This window comes from Pelotomaculum isophthalicicum JI, from assembly GCF_029478095.1.
GTDB classification, from domain to species: Bacteria; Bacillota; Desulfotomaculia; order Desulfotomaculales; family Pelotomaculaceae; genus Pelotomaculum_D; species Pelotomaculum_D isophthalicicum.
In genome coordinates, this window is the sequence record NZ_JAKOAV010000026.1 from 1 (window position 1) to 21,865 (window position 21,865).

The following is a 21,865-nucleotide window of genomic DNA, read 5'->3' on the forward strand; positions in this document are numbered from 1 at the left end:
ATTCCTAAAAAACGTTGTATCCGTCGAGGGGAGACGACGGCCCCCGGCCGCGCGCCGCGCGGTGTAGGCGGGATTTCAGTCGCCCTACGGGCTCCTTACATCCCGCCTACACCGGCAAGTCCCCATCACGAAATGTTAGTGTGGATGAAAGGTGGGGATGCCGAAAAATCAAGATATTCTGTAATACCAAGAGTTTTTTAGCCGGACAAATGTCCTAAATGTAAAACAACTGGGAGGGTACCCTTTTTTCAGGAGTCGCAAAGGGTTTATAGTAAACTTAAAGATGGTTAAAAAAATCATACCTTGTGGTAGAAGTAGCTTTGAACTTGTTATGGCTAATACAGATAAAAGACCGCTTCTGACTTGGGAAAATGCTAAAATATTAGAAAACATGACAAATTCCAAAGTCTTATAAACATTTTCAAGGGTTTTTAAACGAACCCTTTTTTTGAATCGGTATCAAGTCTTATGCAATTTTAGACAACGAATATACGAAGATAGACATGAAAATGCGGTTTATAGACATAATCCATAGACAAGTTCTTTTATAAATGCTAAATTATTATCACCAAAATATGGGTGGCGAAAATCTATACGCGGGGGTGATTCCAGTGGGCCAATATTAGTTAAATCTTTGTAAAGCAAATCATGAAAGCTGCAACTATCATACACATTTACTCTTACATCATATATTTTAATTAATTACAGTAGTTATGCACTTGCAGTAAATTAGTGCCAAAAAAATTTTTAGAAAATCTCTAAAATCTCTTGACATTTTCAAAATCGCCCAATAATCGAAATGGATGGTATTTTTTGCCATTACATTATCGATACGGGTGATACAAAAGATGAACTTGCAAAAACCGGCCTTTGAAAACAAACAACATGGTCCTGGTGGCGGTATTCCACTTCTGAAGAGTCTTTGGGAGAAATTTGACCTCTCGCTGCTCTTTTTGCAGACGGGTATTGTCAAGCATTCCGGTATTTCCGGTTGGTTGATGTCTTTTGCCTATATTTGTGGCTTGATTGCTCAAAAGCCTTCGGTAAACCAGAATGCAGATTTTACCTCGGATTCTCCCATTCTGAAGGTTTTGTTAAAAGGTGAATCCATCAGCCAGTCTGCTTTCAGCCGTTTTTTCCGAAACCCTTTGAGTGGCTCCAGTTTGCGGTAGGCCGTGTCCAAAGGCTTCAGGAACGCCCGGAATCCCGGTTATCCGAAGGGGATGTGATTGCTTTGGATGACACCAAAGTGGCCCACCCGTTTGGGAAAAAACTTCCCTTCCTATGCTGGCTATTTGATAGTTCTACCCGGAATCATGTCTGGTGTATGAACTTGATTTCCACCTATGCCGTTTTGAAAAACGGTTTGGAATACCCTCTCTTCTGGCGATTTTGGCGTAAAACCGAAAGCCGGAATGACAAACAAACCAAGCTGGAATTGGCACGGAAAATGCTCCTGGATCTCCGCAGTACCTGGCGTGAACGGCTATGGGTAGCTATGGACCGCTGGTTTATATGCAAGAATTTCTTCAACTGGCTGGCCGAACACAACTTCGACTGGGTGACCAAGGCCGGGAAAAACACCGTTTTGTATTGCAAATACTTCGATCCGGTATCCCGGAAAGAGCAATATAAGAAGGTCAACCCGAAAGAACTGCTCCGCAGCATTTATGCAAAGCTCTGCAAACTCGAAAAGGGTGGAATAATCAGCATTCCTGATGTCTACATCAAGCTTTCCTATGAAACCACCAACCGTAAAGGCGAGCCGGTGAGACGGTGGCGGTATGTCCCGATTGCAGCGGTTGCGTCTACGTACCGGAAAGAGCCGGTCACCGTGGACGGGATTCTTCAAGAGGATGATGAAAGTGCTGCCTGCCGGATGCCTACCTGTTGATCAGCAACCGGCATGACGCGCCGGAAGAAGTGGCAGCGGCTTACGTTAAACGCTGGCGGATTGAAGTGTTTTACCGCACTGCCAAACAGGAACCGGGACTCACAAATTGCCATTCGCGGTCGGAAGCTTCGCATTTTGCTCACATGGAACTGCTTTTTACCGCAGAAACCCTTCTATGCTACGCAAAATGGGAATGCAATAAAGAAGGCGCCGAAGAAGCCCTTTCCCACTGCGAAATGGTTAGATGCTTATTCAACGCCAGTCATCGGATTTGCTCTCATGAGCAACAAATCCAAGTCTATTTTGACACAACTGGCGATCGGTTTTCAAGGTTCATCGAAAAATTTTGGCCCCCACATCCATTTTTCTGGTTGTGGAATTGGTGCTATTTACCTGCAACTGCATAACTCATGTTAATTAGATTAATAACTTTATAAATTTAGGAGGAATAAATCTGAAAAGATTTCTTGCAACTCTAACTACCCTCTGTTTACTAATTATACTAGCAGCAACAATAGCTTATGCTAACCCGTCTAGTGAAAGTAATCTTAGTACCTGGGATGTCGAGCTTCAGCAGCAGAAAGCGGCTGAACAGCCATTAGCTTCGGACGAAGCAATTAAAAAGTTTAACGAAAACAAAGCAATCGCTGAACAACAAAAAGCAGAAGCGGATCAAAAAGCTATAGAAAAAATAATCCAAGGGGCGAAAACGTCAGAAGATAGCAATAAAATTTCCCCAGGCTTTGAATTGAATAAGGACAAAAGTTTAGCAACACCTGCTTCAGGATTAGTATGGTGGTATTATTTACCTAATAATGACAAATCAAAAGGTGGTTCCGGTGTAGGTTGGAGTGGTTCTTCTTGGGCGGCCTCCGATGATATCAGAAATGGTTCGAGAGCGGAACTATATGGTGCCTATTGGGCAAAAGCTTGGGGATGGAATTACTACACACCCTCTACGACAGGGAACTATTCTGTATTAACTAAGTTTTATGTTACAGGACGTATTATTAGCGGTAGTTCATTAGCGGTAAGAGTTAAAGTTACTGACACCACTACTGGTCAAACCGTAACAAGAACTATTTTTAACCCCGGTGCCGGGTATTACAATAATCAATGCGTTGAAGAAGCGGAACAATTTTACTTACAAGGTGGGCATAGATACGCGTTCACATTTGAGACGGAAACTAATTCAAGTGCTCTAGCCTCCGCAACATTTAGCGATTTCTACGAAAAGGAAATAGGAGGGGTACAGCGAAAAATCTATTTCTATAGTATGAGTTTGTCCAATTAAGAGGTGACTGATGGATTTTAGCATTATTATAGGATTGTTGCTATTTATAGCGTTAGTTTACTATTTTTATCAAGCATATACTTCACAGAAAAACAAAAAGAGGATTGTGGATTTGTTAGCAGTAGGCGTTATTCTTTGGGTAGCCCCAAAATTAAGTACTTACATTAACAAAGAACCATTCGAGGTAAGTGGAATATTGATATTCGCTTATGGATGGGGAATATTTATCATTGAGAAATTCTGGGAAGGGTTTGATGGAAAGAAGTAAAAATCACCTAAAGAAAAGGGCTGAATCAAGTGCCGCCATTCGCGCTATTTGACTTTGCCAGTGTAAATCCTCTATGTCCATCAGTATTTCGCTAAGACTCTATTTGATAGGAATCTAGGTCTCCGTGCCGAAAATGTCCAAAACTTGTATGCCACAAAATGCACCGACATAATATGAGTGCGAATCTAAACAAAAGTAACAATTCGGAATTTTTTCGCGTAAAAAGGCTCAATAATCAGCTAATACCTGACTATTGAGCCTTAACAATAGCTTGAGTAAAAACCAATAAATTTTAAAAGGTAAATTACAAATATGATTTATAACTTTTTATATCATTCTTACTTAACGGCTTTTTTTTCTCAATAGAATGCGGTGGTATCTCCTCATATTCCTTTGTATTAGAAATTTCGTCTTTGAGTGCATCTCCTTCAATGAAGTAATCAATAATAAGGCTACTTTATGCATTACACAAAGCTATGCGGCATGTCTTGGGCCTTGTGGCCGCATTCATTATCTAATCAATACCTGCTAAGGCCACTGAGGTCGAAACGAGGGACATATTCCTCCGTTGCCGCTGCTAAATCTTGCATGTAGCCGTTTTGCAGTCCGGCTTTATCGAAATATTCCAGTACGGCTTGATACTCTACCGGAGAAAGACGGCGGTTGATTTCCGGATGCCGGCGGGCTTGCCAGAGCGGCACGTATTGGCTCATGATACTGACAAAAGTTTCGGCAGGCAAATTGGAGTGTATCCATTCCAGTATGCGGCAAGCAGCGTCGCGCTGGCCGGGCAGGACCAGATGGCGGATCAGTAGACCTCGTACGGCTAAGCCTTCTTCGCTGAAAGTCAGGTTTCCCACCTGACGGTGCATCTCCAAAACGACGGCTGCGGCGACTGCGAAGTAGTTTTTTACCCCGCTGTAGCGGGAGGCTGCTTCCTCCGTGAAGTATTTCAGGTCGGGCAGGTAGATGTCCACCAGCCCATCCAGCAGTCGCAGTGCCGCCACGTTTTCGTAGGCGTTGGAGTTATACACGACAGGTATTTTCAGACCCTGGTTTTTCGCCTGGCGCAGGGCGGCGGCAATAACCGGTATGTACGGGGTGGGGGAGACCAGGTTCAGATTGTGCGCCCCGGCGGTTTGGCGCTGCAAAAATACTTCAGCCAATTCGGTTGCCGACAGGTCTTTTCCGGTGTCTCCCCAACTGATCTCGTGGTTCTGGCAGTAGACACAGCGCAGGTTGCAGCGGGAAAAAAAGACTGTGCCTGAGCCGCGGCTGCCGCTGATGCACGGTTCTTCCCCGTGGTGCTGCGCGGCTAGGGCGACTGTGGCGGCAGCCCCCGCGCCGCAAAAGCCGGTTTCGCCGCGCAGCCGGTCCGCCATGCACCGGCGCGGGCAAAGTTCGCACCGGCGTAATGCCGCCATGGCTGTTTCGGCCATCTCTTATAGTGCTCCTTTCCTATTAATCCGGTTCCGCGACTGGTTCCGGAGCAGTTATGGAATCCCGGCGCGGCGGCCGGGGGCCGAAAAACTGGTAGTAGTCGCACTGGATCCGTCCGTTGTACAGCTTGCGCTTTTTATCGGCCCGTCTGCCGAATAGCTTCTCGAATTCGTGGTGAGCGGTCAATACATAGAATGACCAGGTATCCAAGGCTTTGAAAACCTGTCCCATTTCCCGGTAGAGGCGGCTGACGGCCGGCAGGTCTTCCAAACGCTGCCCGTAAGGAGGGTTGCAGATAATGTACCCGTATTTCTGCCGTGCTCTCAATTCGGCCACCGGGGACTGCTGCCAATGGATCTGGTCTTCCACTCCCGCGAGGCGGGCATGATACCGGGCTAGACTTAAAACATCTTTGTCGATGTCTGTTCCCCGGATAATTAATTGCCGTCGGCGGTGGATTACATCTTCCGCTTCCTGACGCGCTTCCCGCCATAGCTGGGCAGGCACAACCGGCCATTTTTCAGCGTCAAACTCCCGTTTCAAGCCCGGCGCCCGGTTCAGGCCGATTAGCGCCGCTTCTATGGGGATAGTGCCCGAGCCGCACATGGGGTCAATCAGGACGCGCTCAGGTTTCCAGCGGCTTAAGCTAATCATGGCGGCGGCCAGAGTCTCCTTGAGTGGGGCGGCTCCCGTCAATTTACGGTAGCCGCGCTTGTGCAGGCCCGCGCCGCTGGTGTCAATCGTCAGGGTGGCCACGTCTTTCAATAGAGCTACTTCGATGGTATACCGGGGGCCGGTTTCTTCAAACCACTGCCTGCGGTACCGCTGCTTCATTTTTTCAACCACCGCTTTCTTGACGATGGCCTGGCAGTCGGGAACGCTGAACAGCTTGGAATTTATCGACTTGCCCTGCACGGGAAAGACGGCGTTTTCAGGAATCCAGTCCGGCCAGGGCAAGGCCTTGGTTTTTTCAAAGAGTTCATCAAACGAAAAAACCTGGAACTCGCCTATTTTGACAAGTACCCGGTCCGCGCTGCGCAGCCACAGGTTAGCCCGGCAGATAGCGCTCTCATCGGCCTTGAAGGTCACTCTGCCGTTTTCCACAACGGTCCGCTCATAGCCCAACGCACGGATTTCCCGCGCCACCACCGCTTCCAGGCCAAAAGCGGTGGTGGCGATTAATTCAACTTCGGCCATACTCGATAATCACCTGCTTGTCATCTTGATTATAAAGTTGTCGCCGTATGAAGGTAAGTGCTACGCCATACTGAGCTAACTTATATAAGTATGTTTTATATTTACTCTTGTTTATATGTTGCTGCCGGAAAGCCTGCTTTTTCCGCTGCCGACAGCCCGGCTACCCAACCGGTGGAGAAAGCTATTTGCATGTTAAACCCGCCGGTGTACGCGTCCACGTCGATCACTTCGCCGGCGAAATACAGGCCGTCAACCAGGCGCGAAGCCATGGTGCGGGGGTCAAGCTCCCGCACGCTAACCCCGCCGGCGGTGACCATCGCTTCGGCAAGCGGCCGTGTTCCCGTTATGGTGAAGGGCAGATTTTTAAACAGCCGGGCGGCTTCACGCCAGGCTCCTTTGCTTGTTTCACCGGACTTTTGGTGTTCGCTCACCTGGAGCATTCTGGCGCATATGGCCGCGAGACGGCCGGGCAGCAATTGTTTAATAATGTTGATTATAGCTTTTTGCGGCTGTTCAGAAGCCATGGAAAGCAGCAAGTCGGCCAAGCTTTCCTCGCTCATTTCCGGTAAAACATCCATCAGCAGGCATAGATCACAGACACCGGCGGCAGTTTTTTGTTTGGAAACCACCCGGCTTAACCTGAGCGCGGCCGGTCCGGAAATGCCAAAGTGGGTAAAAACAACATCACCCCGCTCAATGGCGATTGTTTTGCCTTCAGCAGTAGTTAGAGTAAGCAAGGGGTTTGTTATGGACAATCCCTGCAGCTGTCTGCATAGATGCTGTTCGGCAAGGCATAGCGGCACCAGGCCGGGATGACGCGGGGTAACCTGGTGGCCGGCTTGTCTCGCGAGCGCGTAACCGTCTCCCGTTGAGCCGGTTTGCGGATAAGAAGCCCCGCCGGTGGCGATAACAGCCGTTTTACCGGCAAATATGCGCCGCCCGGCGGCAATTACTCCCTGACAGCGGCGGTTTGCCAGTAATAATTCAGCTGCCCTGACCAGATAGATTAACCGCACGCCTGAGACCGTCAAATATTCCTCCAGGGCGTCGACCACTTTACCGGCTTGTTCGTTAACCGGAAAAACCCGGCCGCATTCCTCTTCTTTTGTAGGCACGCCCAGTTCTTTTAAAAATTTTCTGCAGTCCGCGCTGGAGAAGCGGGATAAAGCGCTGAACAGATATCTCCCGTTTCCCGGAACATTATTAATAAAATCATTCAGTGAAGCAGTATTGGTCAAATTGCCCCGCCCGCCTCCGGTGATGCTCATTTTGCGTCCCAGACGCTCATTTTTTTCCAGTAAAGTCACTTTCGCTCCCGATATTACGGCGGCCGCGGCTGCAAACATGCCTGCCGGGCCACCGCCGACCACCAGAACGTCTGACGTGTCCGGGTTGTTTTCTTGTCTGCCCATTTACTGCTCCTCATTATAATCAGATTCGTATGAATGTTTGCAAAGATAATGCATTTACAGGTAAGAGGCCGGGAATTACGATAGCAAAACTGAGCATTCTTTTAACGGGATTTTAATCTATAAAACAAAAAAACACAAGCAAAATTGCCTAATGGCTAAGGATGCTCCAAGCTTAGTAAAATTTATTGCCCATTTGATAATAATAGTGAGGAACAATAGTGAGGAACAAAAAGTTGCTGTATGTGGAAAGGAGATTGTTTCAGCCATGCCGAACTATACCTGTTGCCGACAGCTATCAATAAAACGAGGAAGGTGGTAAGACATATGTCTGAATGGTATATTATTCTCGTCATAACATCTGACGGTCAGCAGCGCGTTGCCATTTCCACGGAGCAGGACGGTCCGGTGATGGCTACTGCCGCCACGAGGGAGGAAGCGGTTGAAAGCGCAAAAAGTTTGTCCACTATGACCGGTTTACCGTTATACAACCAGGAAACCGACGAATGATTTGCTCCTTGCCGGACATGCTCCGGAAACAAATTTAAGATATAATCTGTTTAAGAAACGCGGTTGCCAGCTCAGTTGACAATCGTGAGAGAGGTGGAGCAATGAATATTCTGGTAACGGGTGGCGCCGGTTATATCGGCAGCCACACCGTCCGTGCGCTTGTCAATAAAAAACACCGGGTGGTGGTGCTGGATAACCTATCCAAAGGGCATCCGGCAGCCGTCAAAGAGATAGAGTTAGTGCGGGGGGATACATCCGACAGACAATTGTTGAAACGTCTTCTTACCGGGTGTAATATTGAAGCGGTAATGCACTTTGCCGCCAGCAGCCTGGTTGGCGAGTCTGTTCGCCTGCCGTCTGATTACTACCGTAACAACGTGGTGAACGGTTTGACGCTGCTGGATGCCGCTGTTGAAGCCGGAGTGCGCTACTTTGTGTTTTCTTCAACCGCGGCGGTCTACGGTGAGCCTATTGAAGTGCCTATAACGGAAAACCACCCGGCGACCCCTTTAAATCCTTACGGGGCGACCAAGCTGGCTTTGGAAGGCGCGATGCGCTGGTACGGGGAGGCCTACGGCTTGCGCTACACTTCCCTGCGTTATTTTAACGCAGCGGGAGCCGACCCGGCCGGAGATATCGGAGAGGATCACGAACCCGAAACCCATTTGATTCCCCTGGTGATGAAGGCGGCTCTTGGGTTGATACCGCAGCTTGAAATATTTGGGGACGATTATCCCACTCCGGACGGCACCTGTGTCAGGGACTATATTCACGTCAACGATCTGGCGGATGCTCATATTCTGGCCTTGGAGGCAATGGCGGGGGGGGCTGGTTCAAATATTTACAATCTGGGCAATGGCAACGGTTACTCTGTCCTGGAGGTAATCGAAACTGCTAAAGCTGTAACAGGCAGCTCTATTCCTGTAAAATACGCGGCGCGGCGGGCGGGTGACCCGGCGGTGCTGGTGGCGGGTTCGGAAAGAATCAAGGATGAATTGGGCTGGAGGCCAGCTTTCCCCGGCTTGCGTGAAATTATCGAGACAGCCTGGCGTTGGCACAGCAATCATCCCGGGGGATATGAAAAATAAGCTATTAACCCTACAGTGTACTTGACAGTTGGTAAAATATTTATTGGCTGTTATTTTTACTGCTTCCGGCTGGTTATTTTAGAATAGATATGAATGGTTCTAATGGAACTAGCATATATAAAGTAAGTAATGTGCAAAAGTTAAAAAATGGATAAGAAAGAGCATGCGTGTTATAATTATTACTAACTATGATTAGAGGGGGTTAGTGGAGGCTATGATCAACCCGCAGATTTTTCGTCAATATGATGTCCGGGGAGTAGCCGGGCGTGATCTTACAGACGATACTGTTGAGTTGCTGGGAAAAGCCTTCGGCACATATGTCAGGAGATCCGGCACCAACAAGGTTTTAGTGGGCAGGGACAACCGTCTCAGCTCCGAGCGGTTGCGCAACGCTATAATTAACGGGCTGCTATCTACCGGCTGTGATGTAATCGACATTGGCCTGGTAGTCACACCGATGCTATACTACGCCAGGGTTCATTACGAGATTGATGGCGGGGTAATGATTACCGGGAGTCATAATCCGCCCGATGAAAACGGGTTCAAACTTGCTCTAGGCAGTGGTACCATATATGGCGCGGATATCCAAAAGCTGCAAAGTCTGATGGACGAAAAGGATTTTATTACAGGTTCGGGCAAACTGGAGAAGCGGGACGGGGTGCTGCCTTATCTGGCCATGCTGAAGGAAAAAATACATCTTGGACCGCGCAAGCTAAAAGTAGCGGTGGATTGCGGCAACGGAACGGCCGCTTTGTTTGCCGAACAGGTTTTGCACAACTGGGGCTGTGAGGTGGTCCCTTTGTATTGCACGTCTGACGGAGCTTTTCCGAACCACCAGCCCGACCCTGTCAAGACGGCGAATTTGGCTGATCTAAGAAAAGCTGTGACAGAGCAGGGGGCGGACCTGGGAGTTGCCTTTGACGGTGACGCGGACAGGATCGGGGTTGTGGACGGGTCCGGGGGGATTATCTGGGGAGACATGCTAATGTGTCTTTACTGGCGGGAAATAATGGCTAAACATCCCGGGGCGCAAGCAATCATCGAGGTAAAATGCTCCCAGGCTCTGGTGGACGAGGTTATCCGGTTGGGCGGAAAACCTTTCTTCTATAAAACGGGACACTCTTTGATTAAGGCGAAAATGAAAGAAGTCGGGTCTGTTTTTACCGGTGAGATGTCCGGGCATATGTTTTTTGCCGATGAGTATTATGGTTTCGACGACGCTTTTTATGCCGCCGGGCGGTTATTAAGAATTTTATCCCATTCAGATGAAAAGCTTTCGCAAATGCTGGCGGGCTTGCCAAAATATTATTCCACGGCGGAAACCAGGGTTCCCTGCCCTGATCAAGATAAGTTCGAGGTGGTGCGGGGGTTGGTGGAGCAGTTCAGAAAGGAATATGAAGTGATTGACGTCGACGGCGTACGGGTGTTGTTCGGCGACGGATGGGGATTGGTGCGCGCATCCAATACTCAGCCGGTTTTAGTGGCCCGTTGCGAGGCGAAATCGAAAGAAGGCCTGCAGCGGATCTGTTCGATTATGCAGGCGGCGCTGGAGAAATTTCCGCAAGTTGAGCACTTTGAGTGGGATTATTAGAAACATTTATTTTATTAAATGACAAGAAAGAAAAGCCGATCTGTGAAAGACGGCTTTTTTTTGTGTTTAGCCGCATTGCATACCAAAGGCCGGCCAATGACGAATTTGTTCTTGTTATATTTGAAGTTAATCCTTGACAACGGTAAAAAATGAGAGATATACTTTAATTCATGAATCATTCAAAATATTAACTATTTAAACGAGGGAGTGAATATGGATTCTGAAAAACTAAACCTTTATCTGGAGCGCCTGGATGAAGTCTTTCAACACATAGCCCGGCGTTTGCATGCGGAACTGGCTCAAAATATGGTTAACGGCATAACAATGAGCCAGTTTGTCGTGTTAAAAAAGCTCAATGAAAAGGGAAGGGTCACTGTTTCTGAAGTTGCCGAGGGACTGAATGTTTCATTGAGCGCCATTACCGCCCTGGCTGACCGGCTGCATAAAGCAGGCCTGGTGGACAGGTGCCGTGATGAACAAGACCGTCGTCTGGTGTTGCTTACGTTAACCGCAGAAGGGGAAAATACTGTTTCGACCTGCCGGAAGGCCCGCTCAAAGGTGGTCGAGAAATACTTGAGCAAGTTGCCGGAAGAAGATGTTAAACATCTCGTTCAGATATACGAAAAAGTCTTGGCCTTAATGAGGGCGGAAGGCTAATAGCAAGTCTGGTATCAGTGCCGTTTGCGCGGAGCAATTATGTATTCTGTTTTTAGGGGAGATGAAGGTGAAGAAGAAGGGCCTATTTATTGGTGTGCTGGTGGCTATGGTAGTTACACTCGCGGCAGTATCGGGCTATTACTGGTACAAGAACGCGCATTATGTGGATACTGAAGACGCGAGTGTGACGGGAACGATAGTGAAAGTCAGTCCCCAAGTTACGTCAAGGTTGATTGAGATAAACGTTGGTGAAGGTGATACGGTGCGGGCGGGGGACATTATTGCCAGACAGGACGATATTTCTCTGCCGACAGCCACTAGTGTGGATTTAACTGTAATCAAGGCGCCGATAAAAGGGACTATTTTGAAGAAGGTCGGCAATGTCGGCGAGGTGGGAACGCCGGGCTCGGCAGTGGTGATGATGGCGGACCTGAGTGATCTTTACATCACTGCGAACGTGGAAGAAACCGACTTATATAAAGTAAAATTGGGCCAAAAGGTGGACTTTACCGTCGACAGTATCCCGGGCATAAATTTTTACGGAGAGGTTTACTCACTGGGGGAGGCCACTGCTTCTACTTTTTCCCTGCTGCCCGCCCAGAACACCAGCGGCAGTTTTACTAAGGTAGTGCAAAGGGTGCCGGTTAAAATAAGCATTAAGAACAACCAAGGCCAAAGATTGCTGCCGGGCATGAACGCCATAGTCAGAATCCACGTTAAATGAGGTGAGCGGCAGTGGAAAGTGATATGAACCCACCGTCTCAGATGCAAACTGCCGCTGCCGGGAAAAACGGACCGGGCGGCGGACCACCGGGGACAGGAGAAACGGTTTCAGGGAAATTCCCTTTGGCTGCCTTGCTTACTCTGGTTGTTGGCGGGTTTATGGCCATTCTTGACGGCAGTATTGTCAATGTGGCCCTGCCGAAAATGATGTCCATTTTCGGGGTGACGGCGGACGAGGTGCAGTGGGTGATGACCGCCTACCTGCTGGCATCGGGTGTCGTTGTGCCGGTAACAGGGTATCTGGGCGACCGCTTCGGAATGAAAAGCATGTACATATTTTCCCTGGTCTCATTTACGGCCGGTTCCTTAATTTGCGGATTGGCCTGGAGCAACAATTCTTTGGTCGCGGCAAGGGTGATCCAGGCGGTCGGTGGCGGCATGATTATGCCGGTGAGCATGTCCATGATTTACCTGATCGTGCCGAGGGAAAAAATAGGCATGGCCCTGGGGATCTGGGGCATCGCCGCCATGGCGGCGCCGTCCATCGGGCCGACTCTCGGCGGCTATCTGGTCGACCACTTTAGCTGGCAGTGGATATTTACAATTAATATACCGGTTGGTCTGGGGGCTACTTTCCTGGCTGTGGCGTTATTACATGAGACCCCCAGGAGAACAGACCTGAAGCCGGATATTCCAGGCATTGTTTTAAGCGCGGCTGCTTGTTTCGCCTTGCTGCTGGCGCTCAGCGAAGGACAGGACAAAGGGTGGACTTCGCTTTATATTGTCGACTTGTTTATCTTTTCCGGGTTTACGGCAATACTATTTATTATATGGGAACTGAACACGCCGGAGCCATTGGTAGATATCAGACTCTTAAAAAATACGACATTTGCGATCAGCTTGGTTTGCTTGAGCATCGTTACTGTAGGCATGTTTTCCGCGATTTTTATGATACCGCTTTTTGCCCAGAGTATTCAGGGGTATACACCGATGCAAACCGGATTGATGATGATGCCCATGGCCTTGGTTATGGGAGTGATGATGCCTATCAGCGGGCGGTTATTCGACAAACTCGGGGCTACCCCGTTATGCCTGATAGGCTTGACCATCGCCGCGATCACAACATATCACCTGCACACGATAACCTATGATATCAGTTTCCGGCAGATGCAATGGCTTTTGGTGGAAAGGTCGTTAGGATTGGGATTGTGTATGATGCCGTTGACTACGGCAGGTATGAACACTATTCCGCATTTTTTGATTGCCAGGGCTTCCGCGCTTAGTAATTTGATCAGACAGGTATCTGCTTCTTTCGGCATTGCTTTTCTCACATACGTTATGCTGCAACGCCAGCAATACCACGTTGCCTGGTTGGGGGACGCATTGAACTGGTTTTCCCCGGCAGCCGTGGGGGCGCTCCGGCAGATTCAGAATTTGCTGGCGCAGACTGGGTCGGGTGAAGCGGGCGCTATTGCCGTCTTGTATTCCATAGTGCGCCGGGAGGCTTATATATCCGGAATTGCCGACGCTTTTATCGTCAGCTCATTAATTATCTGCCTGGGAATACCACTAGTTTTTTCACTTAGCAAAAAACGTGTCGAAGCCACCAGATTAACGGAATACAAGAGATACGCCCACATGGCGCCGCAAGGTCCCCCGCCTTCCGGTACATAAATTGCTTCCCCTTCGCTCAAAATAAAAGAAAAAAGCGGAGGGGTTAATATGTTCCGGCAACCTGTAACCAGAATGTCCCTGCTTCTGCTTATTACTGCTGTACTAGCCGCGGGTTGTGCTGCCGGGCCGGCGCCCAAACCGGCGCCCAATCAGGTTTCACAAGTACCGCAGGGTGACGAGCCGACTATTTCTCTTTTTGACAACAAGACCGGCGAGCGAAAAAACATTAAGCTGGAAGATTATGTCCAAGGAGTGGTTGCGGCGGAGATGGACACCAAGTGGCCGGTTAACGCCCTCGCCGCCCAAGCGATACTGGCCCGCACTTTTACCATGGAAAATATTAAAGAAGGCCGGGTTAAGCAGATGCATGGCACAGACGCCTCCACCAGTGTGGAAGAGTTTCAGGCTTACGACCCGTCTAAGATTAACGATAATGTCCGCCAGGCGGTAGAGCGCACCAGGGGCGAAGTGGTAACTTCCGGCGGCAACTTTATCCATGCTTGGTTTTCTGCTTGTGACGGCGGAATCTCGTCCACCGCGGAAGAAGGGCTGGCTTACACAAAGGAACCTACTCCTTACGTGAAGGGAGGGTTCCAGGACGGTTGCCTGTCCATCACGGAACCTAAAAACAAGTCCTGGGAGGTCAGAATCCCCGTCAGTCAAGTCGCGGCGGCGGTGAAGAAGACAACCGGCAAGGACCCCGGACCTGTAACCTCGGCTTCGATAGCGCAAAAGGGACCTTCCGGACGGGCGGAGCGGCTCAAAATAGGCAGCGAGACAGTTGGCGGGCCCGCTCTGAGACTGGCCTTGGGCAGCGAAAAAGTACGGTCGATGCTGCTCTCGGACATCCGGGTGGAAGGCGGTGAACTGGTTCTCGCGGGGAAGGGCTTCGGACATGGAGTCGGCATGTGCCAGTGGGGGGCCAGGTTGATGGCGGAACAGGGCAAGTCCCCTGAAGATATTGTAAAATCTTATTTTAAAGACATAGATATTCAAAAACAGTGGAAGTAAGAAGAAGGCAAAACGCCTTCTTTTTTTGGTATAAATGAATTGACACAGCATATGATTGAATTAGGTTTCTCCGTCACTTTGCAAGCTGCCTGGCCGAAAGAGGGCGGCTTTAAAGGAAATGAGACCTATAAGCACGATGATTAATTAAGGAATGATGGAAATGAGCGAACAGGCTGGCCACAGTGTGGCAATAAATGGACGCAAACAATTGACCATGGAAGGCGTCCAGCACGTTGACAGCTTCAACGAGTCGGAGATAATCTTGGAAACCAACATGGGCATGGTGATTTTGAAGGGTGACGGGATGCATATTACCCAACTCAATCTGGAAACCGGCTCCATTGAAGCGGAAGGGTTTTTTGCTTCACTTCAGTATGTGGAAGGCAAGGGAAAAGGCAAAGGGAAAAGATTTCTGGGTAGAATATTAAAATAAATTCTGTGCCAAAATAGTCTCTCTTAACCCGCTAGAAAAAAGCGCCTGGGGCGCTTTTCTTCGTTGCTTGGGAAATTACGCTTTTTTTATTTTGCTTTATCGAGGAGTGGGTGAGTCCTAAGATAAGTGGGGGGAGTTTTGTCATGGAACCGCTAGTCAACCAGATATATGCTTTTGCGGCAACTTTGGTTATCGGGGCGATAGCCGGTTTTTGTTACGATTATTATCTGGTGGTCAGGGGAGTATTTAAGCTGAAAAAAGTAGGCACCTGCCTGGGAGATATTATTTTTTGGCTTTTTACTACCACCTTGGTTTTTACCTTGCTCATTTTGGGAAATTGGGGGGTTGTTCGTTTATATGTTTTTATTGGTTTGGGTCTGGGGGCCTTGCTTTATTTTCAATCCCTTAGCGTAGTTATGCGCCGGTTGGTCAGGTTTAAATTTTACCTGCTTTACGAAATCTGGAAATTAATAGTCAGAATAGCATTGTTTTTTTGGAAAATTATTATTTTCCCTGTCCGCTTGCTGTTTCTTATATTGTCTTACCCGTTAAATCTTTTGCGGGTGATTTTTAACAAAACCGGCAGCCGGCTCAAAGGGATATTCTATAACCTTCTGGGGAAACGCGTGGAGAGAGGAATTATCAGATTAAAAGCGAAACTATCCGCCCTGGCTTTTTGGAAAAAAAGAAAAGATGACTAGTCCCCTCGACATTGCCATCCTCAAAATCGGCAATTAATATTATGTTCATGAGAAAATTTTATTACCTGACTAGGAATTAATAAACTTATTAAACAAATCCAATATCCTGAAGCGAAATTCCACCTTCGTATGAATTTCGTCGGTTAACGCATTACTGCCGGGTTCTTGCGTCGCAAAATTTTCCGATACGGCGCCGGCGTTTGTAAATTCTTCCGTGAGAGAGCTGTTTGGCGCCGTTAATGATGAAGCTGAATTATAGCTTTCCGGCAGATCCACTGTCGTTCCTTTGGGCATATCCACAAAACAAAGGGGTGGAAAGAGAACGCACCACCAATTGGCTCCGCCGCCTGAACCGATAACAACCTGTACCGACTCATAGTCACCGGCCGGGAGCACAAAAGGACCGTAGTGTTTTGTCGGGAAAGTAAAGTTGTCAAGTTTTACATCTACAGAATAATCTTTCCCTTCAGCATTGATTTCCCTGGCAGCGATTTCTTTGATTTTGCCAAGGTTGGCCGCGGCGATTTCCCTGGCTGTAAAGATATTGCCAGCTTCAAGGAATTCCGGTGAAATATACCGGATTATTTCGTCGCGCACTTTTCTTTTGAGTTCCTGGTCAACAACACAGTCACTGTTTGCCACAATATGCAAACGGATTAATTGATCGGACGGATATGTTGTATCCTGAGTTTTATTATTCCAGGTGCATGCGAAGAGTAATACTGTCAGAGTTGTAAGGACTAACGGTATGAATTTATACTTGCTGTTCAAAGAGATTTACCCCATTTCGTGTCCGTAATTGTTGCAATTGAGATTAGTTCACGCCGATATTTATTGTTAGTTGGTTGCTTGTCAGACATAGGTCTAACAATATGATTGCCATTTTATGGTTATTTAATCGTGTAACGGTTGATAATTCAGCAAACTATGAAAATTTTTCATTGACTTGCAGGAGTATCATTATTAGTGTAGAAAATATGTAGTTAGTTTGTACATAATATGTGGACAATCAGGTTGAAAAGTTGCTGGGGCGGTAGTTATGAAAATTGAAATCAGGGGGGTGGAGAGACTCAGTTTCCGGGAGCGTCAGGTAGTCGCGCTAAAGGAAATGGGTTACTCTACAAACCGGATTGCCAAACAACTGGGCTTAAGCGCCAGTACAGTGAATACTCTATTTAATCGTGCGAGAACCAAGGGCTACGAGGTAGTAATAATAATTCCCGGCAGTAATCTGGGTTTATTCGGAGTTGACGATGAAAACGAGGCTGAAGGGGGGAAAGAAGTTTGAATCAATTAGCTAGAAAAGAACAGGATATGTATGTTTCAGTTCCAGAAAGACAGGCTGAACGTGTCAAAAAACAGATAACTTTCAAATTATCCCGGAGTAAGCTTCCTACTCTGGTAGTTATGTTGCTGTTAGTGTACTTGGCGTTTACCTTTGGCAGCCAGTTTAGCTCCCTTGCCTCCATGCAGAGGGATGTGGGCAATATTGAACAGCAAGTGCAGGAACTGAAACAAAAAAATGAAGATCTGCGCAATGAATTGCAACATGTTCAAAGTGATTCCTTTATTGAAAAAACAGCCCGTGAGAAACTCGGGTTGATTAAGGCAGGTGAAACCAGAGTGGTTCCTGTTCCCGAGGGAACCGAGCTAAAAAAGATTCAGTCTCCTGTTAATAATGGGGCCTTGGCTGATTAGGTGCAGCCGGTAGTGCTATGTTTGTTATTGCATAACAACTATTTTCGCAAATGTCGATTGGTTTGCGTTTAGTTGTTAAGGTGTTTTTGGCAGTTTAATTCTTGAAAAACACAGAACAAACACAGAAAAACACAGGTGCTTCTTGACACTCTTTATTTAGTTCGCATATAATTACAATAGGTTTTTGGGATCGTTTTTGGTGATTTAAGGAGGAATTTTGTTTATTATGCCGATTGAACTGGGGAGCGTCGTAGAAGGCGTTGTAACCGGAATAACCAATTTCGGCGCGTTCATCGAATTGCCCGGGGGTGAAACAGGACTGGTGCATATCTCGGAAATAGCCGAGGTTTATGTGAAGGATGTAAATGATTTTTTAAAAACAAGCGATAAAGTAATGGTAAAAGTAATTTCAGTGGATCCAAAAGGCAAAGTAGGTCTTTCAATAAAAAAAGCAAACCCTTCAGCGAATCGTATGCAAAAGAAGAAGATACAGGCTTCTTTTGAAGATAAATTGGCTAAGTTCCTTAAAGAAAGTGAAGAGCGGCAACAGGTTTTGAAACGGAGCAACGAGTCCAAAAGAGGAGGGCGCGGCTCCTCCCGGAAGATGGAATAAGGGTTTTATAAATTAACAAATAACAATTAAAATAGTGATATTATTTGGCCGTAAAGCGGCTTTTTTTATTGTTATGGTAAAACAGGGCCGAACATGTGCCGCGATATGCAGAGGTCACTAAAGGCGAATTGTTCTTATTAAGGAGGGTGCAGATGATCCGGATTGCGGCTATTGACATAGGAACCAACTCAACCAGACTGCTTGTCGCTGACGTATCTGGCGAGAGAGTGCAGACGGTAGATACAAAACTCATGACAACGCGGTTAGGTGAAGGAATCAACGAAGGGATACTGTTGCCCGCTGCAATGGAAAGAACGCTTGAGGCGATTGGCGTCTGTTATGATACATCTTTACGGTTGGGAGCGGAACGGGTAGTTGCCGCCGCCACCAGCGCGGTTCGTGACGCGGCCAACCGGCCGACGTTTTTGGAGCTTGTCAAACAACGTTTTGGCCTTGAAGTGTGGGTGCTTAGCGGAGAGGAAGAGGCAGCTTTGAGTTACCGGGGAGTTCTTTCCGGGTTGCCCGTCGATCCGCTATCGACATTAGTTGTGGATGTGGGAGGCGGCAGTACCGAACTGATTTGGAACGGAAACAGCCGGCCGAACTGTGTCAGTGTCAATGCGGGAGCAGTGAGAATGACCGGTTCCGGGTGGAATGAACAGGATATGGCGATTGTTTTAAAACCGGCGTTGAATATGCTTCGGGGATACCGGATAAGCTGTTTAGCCGGGGTCGGAGGAACTGTTACCACTTTGGCTGCGATTGATCTGGGGTTAACGGTTTATGAACCGTCGCTCGTCCACGGGCACCGCTTAACTGCCGGTACCATTCAACGTATTTATGAAATGCTGAAGTCCTTGAGCGTTGAGGAGCGTAAACGGCTGCCCGGCCTTCAGCCTGAAAGAGCGGATATCATTGTCGCCGGTGTTGCCATCGTGAAAACTCTGCTGGATATTATCGGGTTGGATAGTATAGTTGTTAGCGAGTGTGATATTCTTCACGGATTGGTTCTGGAAAAGTCGAAATAAAGTATTCTCTTACCTACTCCAAATGACAAAAATTTCCTGACCGTTGTACTATAATTAATCTATTGGTTAATTTAGTGCAAGGGGTGGTCCTGGTGCTCGAAAATGTCAAGATCTATCCTTACCAGAGGACCGGAAAAGGCGAGCATAAACGACGGGTGTTGTTTCGCTTAAAGAAGAATACAGTAAAACGTCACCTTTTCCCTGGCGTTAAACTGGGTAAATTAGCGTTAGCCGGCGAACTGTGTTTCTGTTTCGCGGGCTTTTTTCTGGGCCGGGCGGTGTTGCTAGGTGATCTGATGCCCTTTGGGATTGCCTTTGCAGTTGCCGCCATCCAGGTTTTTGGGCGGTTCGGACTAATGAGCGTGCCGGCTGTGATTGCCGGCTTAATCACTATCAGCAAGGGCATACCCCTGACCGGTTCTATTCTTGTAGTGATTTGCGCTTTACTGTTAATGAGGGTAATATCCCTCGAACCGAAAAAGCAATGGTTAATTCTGCCCGGCTTGGTTCTAGCCGTGACGATAATTGTGAAAACCTCACTCCTGGTTTTTACCAACCCGTTAGCGGCTTCTTACAGTTATTTTTGTGTGTTGTTCGAAGCGGTATTTGCGGCGTTGTTTACGCTTGTGACATTAAACGGCCTCACGGCGTTAGGGAAAAGGATCAAAAAAGGCCAAGCCTTAGCTAGTGACGAGATTTTTTGCGTATTGATCATATTTGGAGGGCTGATTGCCGGGACCGGCGATCTAGGAGGCGGATTGGCTAGTGTAAAAGGTACGTTGAGCCGATTGGCTATTTTATTGGCGTCTCTGGTGGGGGGGGCCGGGGTCGGCGCTGCGGCCGGCGCGGTTTTGGGAGTTATCCCGGGTCTTGCTTACACTGTGGTCCCGGCGCTGGCGCCTGCTTATTCTTTTGCCGGTTTTATCGCCGGCCTTTGCAGGGGTTTAGGCAAAGCCGGAGTGGCTACCGGGTTTCTTCTGGCCAATATCATCTTAACGGTCTATGTTACCGGTTATGGAAATTTAGTTTCAACCTTGGTCGAGTCCGGCCTATCTACAATGTTTTTTTTATTAGTCCCGCAGTTCATTATTAAAGAAGCAATTTCGTCAATGGGTCTGGAGGTCGCCGACGATAAGGAGCACCCGGCGGGGAAGGCACTATTAAAAGAAGCCTTTAAAGAAAAGATAAAAAATTGGGCGCTGGTTTTCCGGGAACTGTCTCAGACTTTTGAACAACTGTCAACTACCGCCGGGTCAAACGAGGAACAAAAAATACAAGGTTTGATCAATCAGGTCGGGCAGAAAGTATGCGACGGCTGCGCTTTTTACCGTACTTGCTGGGAGAGGGAGTTTTATAGAACCTACCAGTCTTTGATTGACCTCTTTGCCCAGGTGGAGGTGTATGGCAATATCACCCGGGACAATCTGCCGGATGAGATCAAGAAGCGCTGCGCAAGGACAAAGGAACTTGCCGTCGCAGTTTGCTGTCTTTATGAAACTTACCAGATTAACCGGTACTGGTCCGGCCGGCTGCTGGAAAGCAGGGAAATTGTATCGGAACAACTCAGGGGAATTGGGGAAGTAATTGCCGGACTGCCCGGTGAATTGGAATTCAATGTGGAAGTGGGAGATTCAGGTTTACACCTGCGCAAGAAGTTAAAAGACGCAGGTGTGAGAGCAGAGAGTTTATCTATCAGTTCTCAGGGGGGAGATAGGATTGAAGTTTCGCTAACCCATCCTGCTTGTGGCGGCAGGATGCGGTGCAGGAGTGTAATCGCCCCCTTCTTGTCTGCGGCGCTGGAGCGCAACTTTTCTCCGCCGGCAGTTGGCTGCGCTGTTAATGGGGAAGGTCCGGTTTGCCGGCTGAGATTCTCTAGCGACTTAAATTACCGGCTTATATTGGGCGTTTCCGGAATGGGCAAGGGTGGTAGTCTGGTTTCAGGAGATAACTATGCCTTTTTTTGCTTGAAGGGAGGGCGTTTTGGTCTGGCTTTGAGTGACGGCATGGGGGTCGGGCCAAGAGCGGCCCTGGAAAGCGGCACCACGCTCTCGCTCCTGCGCCATTTGCTGGATTTGGGATTCGGCCAGGAACTGGCGATCAAGACAGTTAACTCAATCCTGGTATTACGCTCCCCCGGAGAAAGCTTTGCCACAGTAGATCTGGTCATGGTCGACCTTTACAACGGTCAAGCGGATTTTATAAAAATCGGGGCTGTGCCCACGTATCTGCTGCGCGACGGGCAGGTAAGCCAAATCAAGGCCAGTTCCCTGCCGGTGGGGATCATTGAGGATTTTGAGATAGTATCTCAAGCCAGGTTGCTGGAGCCGGGGGACATGCTGGTGATGCTGACGGACGGCATGTTTGAAGCTTGTGACAACGGGGATGAACATGGTGAATGGATCATCAAAGTGCTGGAAGATGCGGCCGGCTTGCCGCCTCAGGAAATGGCGGAATTGCTGCTTAAGCTAGCCCAAACAGGGTCTGGCGGTGTCGCAAGAGTGCCGGACGATATGACAGTCGTTGTGGCAAGGCTGGAAAAACAAAAAAGTAAGTAAAGCAACGAACCGGGTCAAGATTGTGAGAGACTTTTGGGCGTGCGAAAGCGGTGATTTGAGGCCTAATTCAAAGAGCGAATG

The 21,865-nt window shown here is 48.2% G+C and carries 25 protein-coding genes; 21 read left to right on the plus strand and 4 right to left on the minus strand.

All coding sequences use genetic code 11. From position 1 onward, the window contains the following. From L7E55_RS12715 to L7E55_RS12745, 7 genes are all read left to right on the plus strand, one after another. Positions 1 to 201, plus strand: a 201-nt coding sequence (locus L7E55_RS12715) for a hypothetical protein (RefSeq protein ID WP_277444652.1), incomplete at its 5' end; no start/stop codon positions are given. A 28-nt stretch (positions 202 to 229) separates the two neighbouring features. Beyond that, on the plus strand, positions 230 to 415 hold the full coding sequence (locus L7E55_RS12720; RefSeq protein ID WP_277444706.1) for a LytTR family transcriptional regulator DNA-binding domain-containing protein: 186 nt from the start codon (positions 230 to 232) through the stop codon (positions 413 to 415). A 433-nt stretch (positions 416 to 848) separates the two neighbouring features. Next, on the plus strand, positions 849 to 1,172 hold the full coding sequence (locus L7E55_RS12725) for a hypothetical protein (RefSeq protein WP_277444653.1): 324 nt from the start codon (positions 849 to 851) through the stop codon (positions 1,170 to 1,172). Then, entirely contained in the window at positions 1,106 to 1,894 is a 789-nt protein-coding gene (locus L7E55_RS12730; RefSeq protein ID WP_277444707.1) for a transposase, read from the plus strand. The genes L7E55_RS12725 and L7E55_RS12730 overlap by 67 nt, the downstream gene beginning before the upstream one ends. After that, the gene (locus L7E55_RS12735; protein ID WP_277444654.1) at positions 1,891 to 2,301 is read left to right on the plus strand and encodes a transposase; all 411 of its coding nucleotides are present in this window, start codon (positions 1,891 to 1,893) and stop codon (positions 2,299 to 2,301) included. The genes L7E55_RS12730 and L7E55_RS12735 overlap by 4 nt, the downstream gene beginning before the upstream one ends. Positions 2,302 to 2,642: 341 nt before the next feature. After that, positions 2,643 to 3,188, plus strand: coding sequence for a hypothetical protein (locus L7E55_RS12740; RefSeq protein WP_277444655.1), 546 nt, complete (start codon positions 2,643 to 2,645; stop codon positions 3,186 to 3,188). Between the two features lie 10 nt (positions 3,189 to 3,198). After that, positions 3,199 to 3,456, plus strand: a complete 258-nt coding sequence (locus L7E55_RS12745; RefSeq protein ID WP_277444656.1) for a hypothetical protein — start codon at positions 3,199 to 3,201, stop codon at positions 3,454 to 3,456. Positions 3,457 to 3,974: 518 nt separating this feature from the next. Here L7E55_RS12745 and L7E55_RS12750 read toward each other — a convergent pair. The 3 genes from L7E55_RS12750 to L7E55_RS12760 form a co-directional block, all read right to left on the minus strand. After that, positions 3,975 to 4,895: a radical SAM protein gene (locus tag L7E55_RS12750; protein ID WP_277444657.1), complete on the minus strand. Its 921-nt coding sequence runs from the start codon at positions 4,893 to 4,895 to the stop codon at positions 3,975 to 3,977. Positions 4,896 to 4,917: 22 nt separating this feature from the next. Beyond that, positions 4,918 to 6,093, minus strand: a complete 1,176-nt coding sequence (locus tag L7E55_RS12755; RefSeq protein WP_277444658.1) for a THUMP domain-containing class I SAM-dependent RNA methyltransferase — start codon at positions 6,091 to 6,093, stop codon at positions 4,918 to 4,920. A 101-nt stretch (positions 6,094 to 6,194) separates the two neighbouring features. Then, positions 6,195 to 7,505, minus strand: coding sequence for a BaiN/RdsA family NAD(P)/FAD-dependent oxidoreductase (locus tag L7E55_RS12760; RefSeq protein ID WP_277444659.1), 1,311 nt, complete (start codon positions 7,503 to 7,505; stop codon positions 6,195 to 6,197). 324 nt (positions 7,506 to 7,829) lie between these two features. On the opposite strand from L7E55_RS12760, the gene L7E55_RS12765 reads away from it, so the two are divergent. The 9 genes from L7E55_RS12765 to yabQ all read left to right on the plus strand — a co-directional run bounded on the left by L7E55_RS12765 (position 7,830) and on the right by yabQ (position 15,890). After that, positions 7,830 to 8,012 (plus strand): hypothetical protein, encoded by a 183-nt coding sequence (locus L7E55_RS12765; RefSeq protein WP_277444660.1) that lies wholly within the window; start codon positions 7,830 to 7,832, stop codon positions 8,010 to 8,012. A gap of 101 nt (positions 8,013 to 8,113) precedes the next feature. After that, the gene (galE, locus tag L7E55_RS12770) at positions 8,114 to 9,100 is read left to right on the plus strand and encodes a UDP-glucose 4-epimerase GalE (RefSeq protein ID WP_277444661.1); all 987 of its coding nucleotides are present in this window, start codon (positions 8,114 to 8,116) and stop codon (positions 9,098 to 9,100) included. Positions 9,101 to 9,314: 214 nt separating this feature from the next. Continuing rightward, entirely contained in the window at positions 9,315 to 10,691 is a 1,377-nt protein-coding gene (locus tag L7E55_RS12775) for a phosphomannomutase/phosphoglucomutase (protein ID WP_277444662.1), read from the plus strand. Positions 10,692 to 10,904: 213 nt separating this feature from the next. Then, entirely contained in the window at positions 10,905 to 11,348 is a 444-nt protein-coding gene (locus L7E55_RS12780; protein ID WP_277444664.1) for a MarR family winged helix-turn-helix transcriptional regulator, read from the plus strand. Between the two features lie 61 nt (positions 11,349 to 11,409). Further along, complete coding sequence (locus tag L7E55_RS12785; RefSeq protein WP_420852047.1) at positions 11,410 to 12,072, plus strand: HlyD family secretion protein; 663 nt, start codon at positions 11,410 to 11,412, stop codon at positions 12,070 to 12,072. 23 nt (positions 12,073 to 12,095) lie between these two features. Beyond that, the gene (locus L7E55_RS12790) at positions 12,096 to 13,745 is read left to right on the plus strand and encodes a DHA2 family efflux MFS transporter permease subunit (RefSeq protein WP_277444708.1); all 1,650 of its coding nucleotides are present in this window, start codon (positions 12,096 to 12,098) and stop codon (positions 13,743 to 13,745) included. Positions 13,746 to 13,793: 48 nt separating this feature from the next. Then, positions 13,794 to 14,756, plus strand: coding sequence for a SpoIID/LytB domain-containing protein (locus L7E55_RS12795; RefSeq protein ID WP_277444666.1), 963 nt, complete (start codon positions 13,794 to 13,796; stop codon positions 14,754 to 14,756). 160 nt (positions 14,757 to 14,916) lie between these two features. Beyond that, the gene (gene yabP, locus L7E55_RS12800; RefSeq protein WP_277444667.1) at positions 14,917 to 15,189 is read left to right on the plus strand and encodes a sporulation protein YabP; all 273 of its coding nucleotides are present in this window, start codon (positions 14,917 to 14,919) and stop codon (positions 15,187 to 15,189) included. A 143-nt stretch (positions 15,190 to 15,332) separates the two neighbouring features. After that, on the plus strand, positions 15,333 to 15,890 hold the full coding sequence (yabQ, locus tag L7E55_RS12805; protein ID WP_277444668.1) for a spore cortex biosynthesis protein YabQ: 558 nt from the start codon (positions 15,333 to 15,335) through the stop codon (positions 15,888 to 15,890). 69 nt (positions 15,891 to 15,959) lie between these two features. On the opposite strand, the gene spoIIR is transcribed toward yabQ, so the two are convergent. After that, positions 15,960 to 16,661: a stage II sporulation protein R gene (spoIIR, locus tag L7E55_RS12810; protein WP_277444669.1), complete on the minus strand. Its 702-nt coding sequence runs from the start codon at positions 16,659 to 16,661 to the stop codon at positions 15,960 to 15,962. Positions 16,662 to 16,929: 268 nt separating this feature from the next. Between spoIIR and L7E55_RS12815 the strand changes: the two genes are divergently transcribed. The 5 genes from L7E55_RS12815 (at position 16,930) to spoIIE (ending at position 21,784) form a co-directional block, all read left to right on the plus strand. Further along, on the plus strand, positions 16,930 to 17,178 hold the full coding sequence (locus L7E55_RS12815; RefSeq protein ID WP_277444671.1) for a helix-turn-helix transcriptional regulator: 249 nt from the start codon (positions 16,930 to 16,932) through the stop codon (positions 17,176 to 17,178). Then, positions 17,175 to 17,588, plus strand: coding sequence for an FtsB family cell division protein (locus L7E55_RS12820; protein WP_277444672.1), 414 nt, complete (start codon positions 17,175 to 17,177; stop codon positions 17,586 to 17,588). The genes L7E55_RS12815 and L7E55_RS12820 overlap by 4 nt, the downstream gene beginning before the upstream one ends. Positions 17,589 to 17,814: 226 nt before the next feature. Next, positions 17,815 to 18,201, plus strand: a complete 387-nt coding sequence (locus L7E55_RS12825; RefSeq protein ID WP_277444673.1) for a S1 RNA-binding domain-containing protein — start codon at positions 17,815 to 17,817, stop codon at positions 18,199 to 18,201. 152 nt (positions 18,202 to 18,353) lie between these two features. After that, positions 18,354 to 19,229: a Ppx/GppA phosphatase family protein gene (locus L7E55_RS12830; protein WP_277444674.1), complete on the plus strand. Its 876-nt coding sequence runs from the start codon at positions 18,354 to 18,356 to the stop codon at positions 19,227 to 19,229. Positions 19,230 to 19,321: 92 nt separating this feature from the next. Then, the gene (spoIIE, locus tag L7E55_RS12835; protein ID WP_277444675.1) at positions 19,322 to 21,784 is read left to right on the plus strand and encodes a stage II sporulation protein E; all 2,463 of its coding nucleotides are present in this window, start codon (positions 19,322 to 19,324) and stop codon (positions 21,782 to 21,784) included. The last annotated feature ends 81 nt before the right edge of the window (positions 21,785 to 21,865 follow it).